This window comes from Streptomyces tailanensis (assembly GCF_008386495.1).
GTDB classification, from domain to species: Bacteria; Actinomycetota; Actinomycetes; order Streptomycetales; family Streptomycetaceae; genus Streptomyces; species Streptomyces tailanensis.
In genome coordinates this window covers 121,555-135,151 of sequence record NZ_VTHJ01000034.1, presented here as the reverse complement: position 1 = coordinate 135,151, position 13,597 = coordinate 121,555, and the positions used below count along the sequence as shown (strand labels likewise).

Annotated in this window: 9 protein-coding genes and 4 pseudogenes; 4 read left to right on the top strand and 9 right to left on the bottom strand. The window is 70.1% G+C overall.

The genetic code is table 11. The annotated features are described in order from the left end of the window. Nucleotides 1–138 precede the first annotated feature (138 nt). On the top strand, nucleotides 139–492 hold the full coding sequence (locus tag F3T56_RS26205; protein ID WP_149827816.1) for a response regulator transcription factor: 354 nt from the start codon (nucleotides 139–141) through the stop codon (nucleotides 490–492). Further along, nucleotides 489–1,772, top strand: a complete 1,284-nt coding sequence (locus F3T56_RS26200; protein WP_149827815.1) for a glycoside hydrolase family 5 protein — start codon at nucleotides 489–491, stop codon at nucleotides 1,770–1,772. The genes F3T56_RS26205 and F3T56_RS26200 overlap by 4 nt, the downstream gene beginning before the upstream one ends. Before the next feature lie 56 nt (nucleotides 1,773–1,828). On the opposite strand, the gene F3T56_RS26195 is transcribed toward F3T56_RS26200, so the two are convergent. Next, nucleotides 1,829–3,682: a glycoside hydrolase family 15 protein gene (locus F3T56_RS26195; RefSeq protein WP_246203867.1), complete on the bottom strand. Its 1,854-nt coding sequence runs from the start codon at nucleotides 3,680–3,682 to the stop codon at nucleotides 1,829–1,831. A gap of 306 nt (nucleotides 3,683–3,988) precedes the next feature. Between F3T56_RS26195 and F3T56_RS46395 the strand changes: the two genes are divergently transcribed. Further along, nucleotides 3,989–4,156, top strand: coding sequence for a hypothetical protein (locus F3T56_RS46395; RefSeq protein ID WP_172639146.1), 168 nt, complete (start codon nucleotides 3,989–3,991; stop codon nucleotides 4,154–4,156). Nucleotides 4,157–4,288: 132 nt separating this feature from the next. Continuing rightward, nucleotides 4,289–5,204 (top strand): annotated as a pseudogene (locus F3T56_RS26190) (polyprenyl synthetase family protein); the annotation flags it as partial. Between the two features lie 40 nt (nucleotides 5,205–5,244). On the opposite strand, the gene F3T56_RS26185 reads toward F3T56_RS26190, so the two are convergent. From F3T56_RS26185 to F3T56_RS26155, 8 genes and pseudogenes are all read right to left on the bottom strand, one after another. Next, on the bottom strand, nucleotides 5,245–7,320 hold the full coding sequence (locus F3T56_RS26185; protein ID WP_149827814.1) for a GAF domain-containing protein: 2,076 nt from the start codon (nucleotides 7,318–7,320) through the stop codon (nucleotides 5,245–5,247). Then, the gene (locus F3T56_RS26180) at nucleotides 7,317–7,997 is read right to left on the bottom strand and encodes a response regulator (protein ID WP_149827813.1); all 681 of its coding nucleotides are present in this window, start codon (nucleotides 7,995–7,997) and stop codon (nucleotides 7,317–7,319) included. Before F3T56_RS26180 ends, F3T56_RS26185 begins: the two co-directional genes overlap by 4 nt. A 97-nt stretch (nucleotides 7,998–8,094) precedes the next feature. Next, on the bottom strand, nucleotides 8,095–9,078 hold the full coding sequence (locus F3T56_RS26175; protein WP_149827812.1) for a phosphatase PAP2 family protein: 984 nt from the start codon (nucleotides 9,076–9,078) through the stop codon (nucleotides 8,095–8,097). Between the two features lie 374 nt (nucleotides 9,079–9,452). Next, entirely contained in the window at nucleotides 9,453–9,581 is a 129-nt protein-coding gene (locus tag F3T56_RS49390; protein ID WP_281291906.1) for a hypothetical protein, read from the bottom strand. Between the two features lie 83 nt (nucleotides 9,582–9,664). Next, a pseudogene (locus F3T56_RS48180) lies at nucleotides 9,665–9,922 on the bottom strand (L-histidine N(alpha)-methyltransferase); the annotation flags it as partial. Continuing rightward, complete coding sequence (locus tag F3T56_RS26165; protein ID WP_216373009.1) at nucleotides 9,883–10,560, bottom strand: class II glutamine amidotransferase domain-containing protein; 678 nt, start codon at nucleotides 10,558–10,560, stop codon at nucleotides 9,883–9,885. The gene F3T56_RS26165 and the pseudogene F3T56_RS48180, both read right to left, overlap by 40 nt. After that, a pseudogene (locus tag F3T56_RS48175) lies at nucleotides 10,560–11,093 on the bottom strand (SUMF1/EgtB/PvdO family nonheme iron enzyme); the annotation flags it as partial. The pseudogene F3T56_RS48175 and the gene F3T56_RS26165, both read right to left, overlap by 1 nt. 458 nt (nucleotides 11,094–11,551) lie before the next feature. Beyond that, nucleotides 11,552–13,252, bottom strand: a pseudogene (locus F3T56_RS26155) (glycoside hydrolase family 9 protein); the annotation flags it as partial. Nucleotides 13,253–13,597: the final 345 nt, after the last annotated feature.

The window sequence follows — 13,597 nt, the reverse complement described above, 5'->3', positions numbered from 1 at the left end:
CGGGCTACCTCAATTGAGGTAGCCCGAATTCGGCCGATTGGCGTGCCAGGAATTCGCTCGGTCGTACGGCGATTTAAACACGGCTCCTTCCTAGCCTCGTGGGCATCGCAGCGAAAAGCCCGAAGGAGCCCACCGCCCATGCAAAAAGTTCTCATCGTGGAGCCTCATCCGCAGGTACTGGCGGCTCTCGCCGAGCTCGTGGAAGAGGAGCCGGGATATGAACTCGTGGGGGCCGTGGCCACCATCACCCAGGCAATACCGCAGATCAGTGACCTGACACCGGACGTCATCCTGGTCGACGCAGATACGGCGAACCAGGAATCCCACCTGCTCGGCCGCCAGCTCGGCGAACTCCTTCCCATGCCTTTGCTCGTCCTTCTTTCCGCAGCCACCGAGCCGCACGAGGAGTGCCCGGAATCGTCGGCTAAAACACCCCCCATCAGAATTCTCAAGACCGACGCACCCGAATTCCTCAGGAGTCTCACCGCATGAATTCCCCCCTGGAAAACCACACCGACCCGACCTCGTCCATGTCTTCCGAATCCGCGACCGAGGGGAAGGAGGGAGGCCGCAGTCGGCGCCGGCTGATGCTGGGTGTCGCGGGTGCGGCCGTCGCCGTCGCCGCCGTCGGCGGAACCGTCACCGCGTTTACAGTGGACTCTGTGAGCGGCTCCGGAAACACCGCCGCTTCCGGGGTGCACAGCCCGCTGCACACCAAGGGCGGCGACATCGTGGACGCCGACGGCAAGAAGGTGGTCCTGACCGGCGTCAACTGGTTCGGCCTGGAGACCGGCACCTTCGCACCGCACGGCCTGTGGAAGCGCAACCTGGACTCGATGGTCGAGCAGATGGTCGACACAGGGTTCAACACCCTCCGGCTGCCGTACTCCAACGAGCTCTTCGACGCCAAGAGCAAGCCCAACGGCATCGACTACAAGAAGAACCCCGAGCTCAAGGGCCTCAGCGGCCTGCAGATCATGGACAAGGTCGTCGAGAGCGCCACCGAGCACGGGATGATGGTCATCCTCGACCAGCACCGCCCGGACCAGTACGGCCAGAGCGAGCTCTGGTACACCGACAAGCTCCCCGAGAGCAAGTGGCTGTCGGACTGGAAGATGCTGGCCGAACGCTACAAGGGCAACGACAAGGTCATCGGGGCCGACCTGCACAACGAACCGCGCGGCCAGGCCACGTGGGGTGACGGCAACCCCAAGACCGACTGGAAGATGGCCGCAGAGAAGGCCGGCAACACCATCCACTCGGCCAACAAGAACTGGCTGATCTTCGTCGAAGGCAACGACAAGTACAAGGACGAGTCCACCTGGTGGGGCGGCGAGCTGAGGGGCGCCAAGGAGCACCCCGTTACGCTCAAGGAGGCCGGCAAGGTCGTGTACTCCGCGCACGACTACGGGCCCGGCGTCTACAACCAGAACTGGTTCATGGACAAGAGCTTCCCGAGCAACATGCCCGCCTTCTGGGACACGCACTGGGGCTTCCTGAAGAAGGACAACACCGCTCCCGTGCTGCTCGGCGAGTTCGGCGGCAAGAAGAGCTCGGGCAAGAGCACCGAGGCCGTCTGGCAGCAGAGCCTGATGCAGTACCTGAAGAAGAACGCCATCAGCTACACCTACTGGTCCTGGAACCCCAACTCCGGTGACACCGGCGGTGTCCTCAAGGACGACTGGACGACCGTGGACCCGGGCAAGAAGGCGCTGGTCGCCACGTACCAGGACCCGCTGCCGCAGGCGAAGACGGCGAAGTCCTCGCAGTAGTCCCCCGCACATGCGGATGAGCAGTGAGAGGCCGCGGGCATCGTGCCCGCGGCCTCTCAGCCGTACGCGCCCGCTTCCGCCCTGCCGATCGCCCAGGCCGCGTTGACCAGACCGATGTGGCTGAGCGCCTGCGGAAAGTTGCCCAGCAGTTGCCATCCCGTCGGATCCACTTCCTCCGCCAGCAGCCCGACGTCGTTCGCGCAGGCCGCGGCCTGCTCGAAGACCTCCCGCGCCTCAGCTCCCTCCCCCATCAGCGCGAGTGCGTGGGCAAGCCAGAAGGAGCACATGAGGAAGGCTCCCTCCTCGCCCGCCAGTCCGTCGTCGACCCGCTCATAGCGGTGGATCAAACCGCTGGGACCGGTCAGCCGTTCTCGTACGGCGGTGACCGTGGCCTGCGTCCGAGGGTCGTCGGGCATGGTGAACCCGGTGATCGGCAGCATCAGGGCCGACGCGTCCAGCAGGTCGGACCCGAACGCCTGGCTGTAGGCTCCGGCCTGTCGGCTCCAGCCGTGTTCTTCGATCGCTTCACGGATCACCTCGCGGGCGGCTTTCCATACGGGTACCCGTATGGCAGCGTCGAGTTCGTCGGCCAGACCGATGGCGCGGTCGAGCGCCACCCAGCACATGAGCTTGGAGTAGACGAAGTGCTGCGGGCGGCCGCGGACTTCCCAGATGCCGTGGTCCGGCTCCGTCCAGTGGTTCGCGGCGGCGTCGGCCAGGCTTATCAGGAACCACCGGCCGTGCTCGTCCAGCCGGTTCAGCTGGCCACGCAAGCGATAGGCGGCGTCCAACAACTCGCCGTAGACGTCGAGTTGGCGCTGCCGCCAGGCATCGTTGCCGATGCGCACGGGCCGGCTGCCGCCCCACCCGGTCAGATGGTCGAGCGTACGCTCGGTCACTTCCCACTCGCCACCGACGCCGAACAGCACCTGCAGTGACTGCCCGTTGGCGAGCCCCTCGGCGGAGGCGGTCCGCGCCATCCACGAGAAGAACGCCTCCGCCTCTCCCGGGCAGGCCGCGACCGACAGCGCGTGCAGGGTGAAGGAGGCGTCCCGGACCCAGGAGAAGCGGTAGTCCCAGTTGCGCTCACCGCCCAGGGCCTCCGGCAATGAGGTCGTCGGCGCTGCCACGACGGCGCCGGTCGGGGCGTAGGTCAGGGCCTGGAGCACACGCCCGCTGAGGTGCACCGCATCCCGCCAGGGTCCCTCGTAGCGCTGGTTGAGCGCGGCCCATGAGCGCCAGGCGTCCAGGGTGGTCCGCAGGGCCTCGCCGATGCGATCCTGCGACCACAGCTCTCGACGGCCGCCGACGGGCACATGCGTCAGGGCGAAGCCCGCCCGTTCTCCGACATTCAGTGTCAGCTGCCCACGCACCGTGGTCCGCCCCTCCAGCCGCAGCGGTGAGGACAGCAGCAACGATCCGGAATCGAAGGCGCAGAGCAGCCCTCCGTCGGCCGGTGTCAGCAGCGGCTGGATCGCGCCGTAGTCCGGCCGGGGGGCGAACTCCACCGCCACCTCGGCCGATCCCTCCGTGCACTGCACCACGCGCAACAGCGTGTGCGGCGCCTCGCGGCCGAGGACCCGGCCAGTCGTGTTCGGCCCCACAGCCAGCGCGTCGGTCACCTGAACAACTCCGGTGTCGGTCCGGAACTCGGTACGGAGCACCATCGTTGTGTCCACGTATGCACGGCGTGCGGTGAAGACACCGACCGGGCGGATCCACCAGTGCCCGGCCGAGCGGTCCAGCAGCCGCGCGAAGACGGACGCGGAGTCGAAGCGGGGCAGGCACAGCCAGTCCACCGATCCGTCGCGCGCCACGAGCGCCGCGCCCTGACAGTCCGACAGCAGCGCGTAGTCCGCTATCGGCCTCGCCTCCGTGCCCACCGCGGCGGCGGGGAGAGGCGAATGCACGGGATGTCCGTTTACCACGGGGCTCGGTGCGAGCACTTGGGGAGCGGGTACCCTCATCCATCCGGGAATCTTGTTCACGGCATCTCCCTGCACGCGAAGTGACACCGGCCCGAACAAGAAGGAAACACGGTCCGCCGAGGAACGTATTCCCTCATCTGAGCTCAAATGCGAGCATCCGAGCGATCATCTCCAAATCTGTGGAAGACGCACAAACGCTCGCAGGCGTGGAATCCGTACTACGTACCGCCGGGTTTCCCACCGGAGCCGTGGCGCAGGTCCAGCCCCGGACAAGGAGCCGCGTCCACGGTGGCGGCGGTCGACCGGATCAGCAAGGGAGTGGCGGTTCAGCGCCTGGTGGAAAGCGTGGTCGGCAATGGTGAGCACCGACTGCTGCTGCCTTCTGGCCCGCTGCGCGACGTGGTCCCCGACCGGATCAAGCGGACCGGCCCCATCCCGCCCTTCACCCCGTTGTGACCCGCCATCGGCCCCTACCGGTTCCGGTCCACCGGGCCGTACTCCGTGGCACCGACCCGTCCCCCAGCAACACCCACGCACAGCGTGCCGCCGTTCCACGCGGCCATGCACAGGCAGGAGCGCCCAGTGGCCATCACCGACCCCTTCTGTCCGAATCCGCGGTATCGGGACCGTGACCGGGCCTTGCGGGCGGACCTGCTGGCCGGTTCAGCGGCCGTGGAGGAGTGCCTGCTGGCCGCCGTCAAGAGCGATGTGCCTTTCATCGCCGAGTCAGGCCTGGGTCTTCTGGGCACTGGGCAGGCTTGGCGGTTACGCCCGCTGCTGGTGCTGCTGGCGGCGCGGTTCGGCGATGCGCACGCACCCGGTGTCGTGCCCGCGGCTGCCGCCGTCGAGCTCACGCACCTCGCCACGCTCAGCCACGCTCAGCAACGCTCAGCCACGCTCAGCCACGCTCAGCCACGACAGCGTGCGCGACGCGGAGACGGCCCGGCGCACCAGGCCGGATCCCGGCGCCCTCACGGACGCCTCGGTCGCCCTCCTGACCGGCGACTTCCTGTTCGCCCGTGCCTCACAGATCCTGGCCGACCTCGGCCCGCACGCCGTACGCGTCCAGACGGCCGCCTACGAGCGCGTGGTCACCGGCCAGATCCTGGGCCGGACGGGCCCAGCCGAGCGAGGCGACCCGGTCGCCCATCACCGCGAGATGGCCACCGCGCAGACAGGCTCGCTCACCGGCGCCTCGGGGCGTCTGGGCGCTCTGGCGGCGGGCGCGGACGACCTCGTCGGGGAGGCCCTGGCCCGCTAGGGCGAGCGGCTCGGCACGGCGCTGATGCTCACGGACGACGTACTGGGGCCCGCCGACGAAGGCCCTCTCCAGGCCGAGGTACCCACTGGACCGTGTCACCCGCAGGGACATCCGGCGCCGCGACGGGCCCTGCGAGAGGCTCTGCACCGGGCGCGGCAGGCGCGGGCCGCGATCAAGGACCTTCCGGACTGCGCGGCGAGAGACGCCCTGGCCGGGCTGTGCGACGCGGCAGGCGCGCGCGCCCGGCGGCGACTCGCCGGAGGGGCCGGCACAAACAGCACGGTCACGTGTCCGTCGGCGGTCGTCCGGCGCCCGGGCCGTCCGGTGTCGGGCGCGCCGGGACGGCGACCCGGACCCGGGTCCCGCGCCCGGGGCGGCTGTCAACCTCCAGGGTGCCGCCCGCCTCCCGCGCCCGCTCCCGCATGGAACACAGGCCCAGGTGGCCTGGGAAGGACCTGCTGGTGTCGAAACCCACGCCGTCGTCCGTGATCACGAGCGTAACGGCGTCGGCCTCCGCGGACAGGCAGAGCAGGACATGCCGCGCCGCCGCGTGTCTGATGACGTTGTGCAGCGCCTCCTGGGCGATCCGGTACAGCGCGTGCTTGGCCTCCGGTGCCGCGTCCGGCTCGGCCGAGAGCTTCGTCTCGACCGCGACGGCGTGCCGGACGCGCACCTGGCCGACATACCGGCTCAGCGCGGTGACCAGCCCCTCGGTCTGCAGGGACTCGGGGCGGAGCCGGTACAGGATCGTCCGGACTTCGCTCAGTCCCGCGTCGGTGAGCCGGAGCACGGAGTCGATCGGCTGGTGCGCCCCGGTGTCCCCTCGGCGGAGGAGTTCGCGGGCGGTGCGGGCGTTCAGGCCGATGCCGTAGAGGGCCGGGCAGAGGGAGTCGTGCAGTTCGCGGGCCAGGTGCCGCCGTTCCTCGCGCGTCGCCTGCTCCCGGGCCACGGCCCACAGCCGCTGTGCCTCCACCGTGGCAACGGCCCCGACGGCGAGGGTCTGGAGTGTCGCGAGATCCTCGGCACCGGGATGCCGGCCCCGTGGAAAGCGGCAGCACAGGGCGCCGACCGCCTCCTCGCGGCACAGCAGCGGTACGGCGGTCAGGTACTGGCCGAAAGCCTGGGCCCGTGCTGCGCGCGCGGGCCCCGGGTCCCCATCGGTCGCCTTGTCCGCGTCCTCCCCGCAGCCTCTGCTCACCGGGGCCGCCGTCGTGATCGCCTCCATCGCCACTCTCACGGGATGATTGACGGAGTTCTCCGTCTGGCCGCAAGGGAGTAGACCGGTGCCACCGTGGCCGCCGGCCGGGCGCGGGCCCGCCCCTGGTTCCAGCAGGTAGACCACGCAGCACACCGCACCGGTGCGGCTGACCGCCTCGGCGGCCACGGAGTTCAGCGCCTGCCGTACGGCGTCCTGGCCGACCAGGGATCTGCGCCCGAGCCGGTTCAGGTCCTCCTCCGCGCGGGATCGCTCGACCGCGAGCCCCACCGGTCCGATGAACGGCTCCACGATCCGCAGGTCCTCAGGGGCGAAACAGCGCCCGCCCCGCCGGTTCGCCACCTCCAGCAGCCCGACGACCCGATCGCGGACCGTCAGCGGCACGTCCATGACCGATGCCAGTCCGGCCTCGCGCAGTGCCGCGCGCAGCCTCGACGGCTCGTGGTCGTTGTCGGAGAAGATCCGCGGGCGTCCGACACGGACCACCTCGCGCACCAGCGCGGACTCCCCCGGCATCAGGAAGCCGCGTGAAGACGCGTTCCCGACGCCGTCCGCGGCGCACTCGGTCAGGGTGTCTCCCCAGTCCAGTGCCAGCACGCGGGTCGTCTCCGCGCCGACGGACTCCCGAACCCGGCGCGCGGCCAGCGCCAGCACCTCGTACCCGGGACCGCACTCGACAACGCTCTTGGTGACCTCAGCAACCGCCCTCTGTCGGCGCTCGTGCCACCGGTGTGCGCTCAGATCGCGGACGACCACGCAGTAGCCGACCAGGCGTCCGTGCGCGTCCCTGGTCGCCGTGACGACCGTCTCGGCCCAGAAACGTGCCCCATCCCGGCGTACACACCAGGCGTGTTCCCGGTGTGTGCCGAGGCCTGCGGCCGCGTCCAGTGCGCGGGCCGCGGCGCCCGACGCCGCGTCCTCGGGCGGGTAGAGGAGCGAGACATGCCGCCCCACCAGATCCGGACCGTGACCGGCCGGCGAGGTGGCGCCCGCGCCGACGCTCAGCACGTGCCCCTGGGGATCCAGCACGAGGAGCACCTCCTCGGGCCGTTCCCCGGTCGACGGCCGTCCACTCCCGCCGGACGCGGCGTCGGGCGTCGTGCCCGGTGCCGCCGGCATCGCGGTGGGAGGGAGGTCCGTCACGCCGACCACCGGTACTCGTCCATCACGACGAGGCCGCGGGCGAGTTCTCCGGACGGCACGAGCCCCAGCCGCAGGGCGCGGGCGACCGCCTGGGTCCGACTGTGCACGCCGAGCTTGTCGAAGATGTGGCTGACATACGTTTTCACGGTCTGCTGCCCGATACGCAGCTCGCGCGCAATCTCCTTGTTCGCCTTGCCTCGGGCGAGCATGACCAGGACCTCCGACTCACGCTCGGTGAGACGCTCCGGCTGGGTCGCGTCCGTGACCTGGTCGACCAGGCGGGCGACCGCGGCGCTGGAGACGTACGTCCGCCCGGCCGCCACGACCTTCACCGCGTGCCGCAGTTCGTCGGCCTCCGCGTTCTTCAGCAGGAAGCCCGTCGCTCCCGCCCGCACCGCCGCCATCACCGCACCACCGTCCAGCGCGCTCGTCAGCGCCACCACCCTGACCTCGGGCAGTTCCTGACGGATGTGCTCCGTGGCCTCGATGCCGTCCATGACGGGCATCATCAGGTCCATCAGCACCACGTCCGGGCTCAGTTCCCGGGCCAGCCGTACGGCCTCCCTGCCGTTGGTCGTCTCACCGGCCACGGCGATGTCGCCGTCAAGGCTCAGGAAGGCACGCAGGCCTTCCCTGACCATCGCATGGTCCTCCGCGATCAAAACATGAACTGCCACTGGTGATCTCCGTTGTCGAGCACCGCCTCACAGCGCCCACCACGGCTTGCCGCGGTACGTGCCCCGAGGTCGGCACGGTCGGCATCGTCCCAAGCGTTCATCCCGGTGCCTCAGACACGCAGGGAACATAACTGGAAATTTGCGACATACCGGGAACCCGCGGCGGCCCACGCTCATTCCATACTCGGGATTGAAAGACAACTGTCACCGCAACGGGGCTCACCTGCCGCGGCACGAGGACACGGGGCGAGGGACTCCGCGCCGCGAGACCAGCTGGACACGGCATGACCATCGGCCCGCGCCGCCCTCCACGCCCACGAGGCCTCGGCGCCCCGTCGGCCACGGCCACCGCCGGAACCGGCCACGGCACAGGATCGGCCCACAGGCGCTCCCGCAGCCCCCCGCCCCATACGATCACGCGCTCAACGAAGGGCTCGCAGCGCGGCAGGGCCAGCAGCACCAGCGCCCCGGCAGCCCAGCCGCCCAGGGCGTCGCTGAACCAGTGATATCCCAGGTAGACAGTGGTCAGCCCGACCACCAGCGCGGCCAGCGCGGCCAGCGCACCCGCTGCCCTGCGATGGCGTGTGGCCAGGTACGCCAGCGCCCCCCAGACGACGACACTGTTGGCCGTGTGGCCGGACGGGAACATGTCGCCACCCCGGAAGAGCTCGTCGGATCCGATGGCATGCGCGCGGCCGGGCCCCAGGCGTCCGGTGCCGAGTTTGACCGCGCCGACGCTCGCGTTGAGCAGCAACAACGCCGTCAGAAAGACCAGCAGCGGGCGCGGGTTCCGGCTCCGCCAGAAGCGCCACCCCAGCCAGGCCAGCGCCACTGCCGCCGTCGGTCCACGCTGTCCCGCGACAACGAGGACGTCCAGGAACTCCGCCGGCTGCGGCCACTGCTTGTACGGCCGCCACATGGCCACGCGCCAGTCGAACTCCAGCAGCGGCGATCGGGTGAGTACCGCCAGGAAAACGGCCACGTACACCCCGGCCGTCAGCGCGAAGAAAGTCGCCGTGCGCCCGCCACGCACTCCGGGGAAGAACCCTGCCCGCCTCAGAGGGCGAGCCATGATGCCCATGTCGTAACTCCCAGCCCCCTCGGGAACTTCGACCGCGTAGCCCGGTACAGAGTCCGAACGCGGCACGACGCAACGGCACACGAAAGGAAGTCCAGACGATATGAACGGAATTACCGTCTCGCTAAATATATCCCCATGAGCCCGTGGCGACGATGCGGCGGATCTTGCCGGCCTCAGCGCGATGAGCGTCACTGTCTCAGCGCAGTTCCGGAGGTGGCGTGCCGTGGGCGGCGAGCGTGAAGTCGCCCTTGCCGTCCCAGGGCATGCCCGACTTCACCAGGTCGGTGCAGTAGCCGACGACGCCCCTGGTTGATGACCGACAGATCAGTCCCCGTGTCCAGTGCGCCGGGTTCCCTCCCCGCCCGGTCCTGTGCCTACTCCTGGCGCAGCCGGTCTCCCATGCCGTCGGCCTGACGGTCGGCCTGGACGTTGGTCCACCACAGGGAATGGACGACGAAGAGAGTGAGCAACACGCCTGCGGTGATGAGCTGTTCACCGAGCACGCCGATGGCCCTCGCCCAGAGGCTGCGGTGGCGCGCGGGTCTCCTGGCTTGCCGGGGACCCCGCGGCCTACCGGCGCCGGATGCGCGTTGGGCAGCAGCCGGGTCTTCTCCGAGGCACCCGAGCCGAGTTCGACCAGAGTGCGGGCGCGCGTGAGGCGAGCGATCTTGCCCGCACGGCGGATGAGGATCTCGCGTTCGGCGCGGGTGGGGTAGTACTCGGGCAGCCTGGTGATCTCATCGAACAGCAGGCGGCCGCACTCATCGTAGAACCACTTGGGCGGAAGGGCCTTGGGCCGGGCGGTTAGCCCTGCCAGGACGTCGTGGCGCAAGGCCTCGGCGATGTGGTTCTCGGCAAGCGGTGACGGAGGGTGAAGCGGCCCGTCGGGCTGGTCATGCGGTGAGGGTCCTCCGGAGTGCACGGGCAGACGGGCACGACCGCTGCCGCGGCGAGGCGCAGCGGAGTGGTCTCGACGCCGGTGCGGGTGGCCATGAGCAGAGACTGATCGGGTACGTCCTGCCAGTCGTCGGCGTCGTTGACGGGCTCGGAAGTGACGCCGACGTGGTCCGCCGTCGCGCGGCAGCCGAGGGTGTGGCCCCAACGGGCCGCGATCCTGCTGTGGACAAGGGCCCACAGCAGGGCGGAACCGCAGCAGGCCCCCGGGCCGGGCAGTTCGTCAGCGGTCTGGAGCGTGCCGGTGTCGTGGGGCAGCCGGGTCCAGTCCTCGACGGCGCCGTTGTGGATGGAGCGGGCCAGGCCGGGCAGGTTGCCGTCCGCCCGGATGGGCACCGCCCGGCGGTAGCGGGCCGGCAGGCGGTAGCCGCCGGTCTGGTACCAGGCGATGCCGAAGCCGTCCGCGGTCACCGTGCCGTGCCGCTTCCGGCGCGGAGCCCAGGACGGCGGGTACAGCCCGTACGGCGGGTCGATCAGCAGCTCGGCGAGGGTCCGGGACGGCCCCAGGCCGACGAGGTGACGGCACATCAGGCCGCCCTCGTCCGCGCAGGAGTGTCGGCGTGGCGGGCGGTGCGGAAGCCCGCGAAGATCTGCCGCCGGACGGGGAAGTCCCAGTTGCGGAAGGTGGCCCGACAGGCCACCGGGTCGGTGGCGAAGGAACCGCCACGCAGCACCTTGTACCCGGACCCGAAAAAGACCTCGCTGTACTCCCGGTAGGGGAACGCCCTGAATCCCGGGTAGCCGGTGAAGTCGGACGACGTCCACTCCCACACGTCGCCCAGCAACTGCCCGGCCCCGCACGGGGCGGTCCCGGTGGAATACGAGCCGCCGGGCGCGGGCTGCAGGTGGTACTGGCCGACGTTGGCGTGCCAGGAGTCGGCCTCCCACTCGCCCCACGGGTTGCGCCAACTACGTCCCGTGGCGGGGTCGTGACGGGCGGCCTTCTCCCACTCGGCCTCCGTCGGGAGCCGCCGCCCGGCCCAGCGGGCGTAGGCGTCCGCCTCGTACCAGCACACGTGCACCACAGCAGCCGGGTGACGGCGTCCCAGGGGCTCGGCGAGCACCGCCCAGGAGGTCGTGCCGCTGTCGTGGTTCGCGCCGATGCCGACGAGCACGGTCAAGGGCAGCACGATCAGCGTGGAGATCAGGGGGTCCAGCACGTACCGCACGACCCGACGCCCCACAACCTCGGTGTCGAGCGCGTCACGGGCGGACACGCCCGTCGCCTTCTCAGTCTCCTGACGAGGCGGTGATCTCCTGCTCCCAGTGTGCACGCCGACGGCCACCCCGGCATGCCGGGGTGGCCGAGCGGAGGGTGTGGCACACGCGACCGGCCCCACGCCGCCCCGCCGCGCGCCGCGGGCGCGCCGGGTGGTCGGCGGCCCCCCAGGCGTGCTCACGAGGAAGACCGCGGTGGCCGCTACCCGCCGACGCCTCGTCCGGTGTGCGGGAGGAGGGCCGGGGCGACCCGGCCCCCTCCCCGATGTGTATGCCGTTCCTGTGGTCCCAGGCCTTCGTGTCAGGCCTGGTCGTCCAGGTAGGAGGCCACCCACGCCAGGGGGGCGTTCCAGTTGATGGTGATCTCGTTCGTGGACCAGGACTCGATGTCGTCCATGTAGCTCTTCGCCGGGGCGCTGCCCTTGAGCTTGGTCTGGGCGACCGGGTCGTCGATCGACGAGTTCGGACCGCCCGCCACGGCGCCGGGGGCCGGCTGCGGCAGCTTGGCGTCCTTCTGCTTGGCCCAGAAGCGGTGGTGCTGGTTGTGCGCGTACCGCTCGCCGTAGCCGGTGACGTACGACAGACCCATCGGGTTGCGGCCCAGTATGTAGTCCATGCCGCTGGTCACCGCGTCGCGGTACTTGGTGTCGCCGGTGATGTCGTGGGCGGTGCCGAGGACGACCATGTTGTTCAGCACCTGGCCGTTGGAGCCCCACTGGTAGCGGCCTCCGTCGGGGGCGTACGGGACGCCGTACGCGGCCTTGCGGGCGTCGGCGGCGTAGCGGTCGGCTGCCTGGGTGACGGTCTTGCGTACGGCCTTGGTCTCGGCCGCGCTCAGCTTGTTCGGCACGGTGGCCAGGTCCAGGGCGCCGAGCCCGCCGACCGACTGCCAGGAGACGCCGCCGCTCGGGAAGAGCGCCTTGCTGTCGTTGTGCAGCGGGGACTTCAGCACCTCCTGGCGGTACTCCTTGTCACCGGTGGTGATGAACAGCTCGGACGCGGCCCAGTAGAACTCGTCCTTCACGTCGTAGTCGCTGTAGGCGCCGCCGCCGGTGGTGTCGCCGGGGTCGGCGTACATCTTCGGGTTGGCCTTCGCGGCGTCGAAGGCGGCGCGCGCGGCCTTCAGGGCCTTGGCGGCGAAGTCCTTGTCGTACGGCTCGTAGAGGCGGGCCGCCTGCGCGGCGGTCGCCGCGAGATTGAGGGTGGCCGCGGTGGACGGGGCGTGCAGCTCACGCTTGTTCTCGCTCTTGTCGGCCCTCAGCGGCAGGCCGGACCACATGTTGTCGTGGATCTTGTGGTGCGCCATGCCGGCGAGCTTCTCGCCCTCGGGCACCTGCATCTTCAGCAGGAAGTCCATCTCCCAGCGGGCCTCGTCCAGGACGTCCGGGACGCCGTTGCCCTGCTCGGGCACGACGAGCCGGCCGTCGCCGAGGGAGTCGGTGTCGGCACCCTTCGCGTGCTGGGTGCGCTCGTAGCCGGACATCAGCTGGGCGACGGAGATGCCGCCGTTGACCACGTACTTTCCGTAGTCGCCCGCGTCGTACCAGCCGCCGCTGACATCGAGGGTGTAGTCGCAGACCTTCGGCTGACAGGGCACCTTCTGGTCGCTGGACGCCGCGCCGTCGACGTGGCCGGCGGGGCGGGCGTACTCCTTGCCGACGAGGTCGGCGTCGATGTCGATACCGCTGCGGTTGTGGTAGAAGTACGCGAGCGAATCGGTGCGCAGCTGCGAGTAGAGGTCGTCGGCGATGGTGAACGGCTCGCTCTTCTGACCGTCGACGGTGACGGTGTAGCCCTGACCGCTCTCAGTGACCTCGCTGAAGTCGAAGGTGTGGACGTTCTCGCCGGCGGACTTGTCCACCCCGGCGGGGGTGGTCGTCCCGCGAGCCACCTCCTTACCGCTCGCGTCCTTGAGGGACCAGGCCAGCGGCTTCTTGGCCTTGGTCGCGAACGTGCCCTTCTTGGGGCTCTCGGTCTGGTACCCGACCTGGTTCACCCGCACGGTCGGGGCGGGGCCGGTCTTGGAGGCGGCCGGCTTGGAGATCTGCGGCGCAGACGCAGCGGCTGCGCCGGCCTCCGCACCGAAACCGGAGGCGACGATGGGGACGGCGATACCGCCGGCCAGAACACCGGCCACGGTCGCGACAGCCAGCCTGCGGCGTCCGCTTCGGTTCAGCCGGTCGAGTACACGGGCCATACGGGGGAGCGGGCGAGACACCAGGAGGGTCCTTCCGAGGTGGGTGCGAGAGATCCGCGGTTTTCCAACCGCTCCACCGACGGTAGGAGGGGGCCCTGCCCTCAATCACCGTACACGCGAGCGAAGTTGAGACCCTTCAATCGAACGACA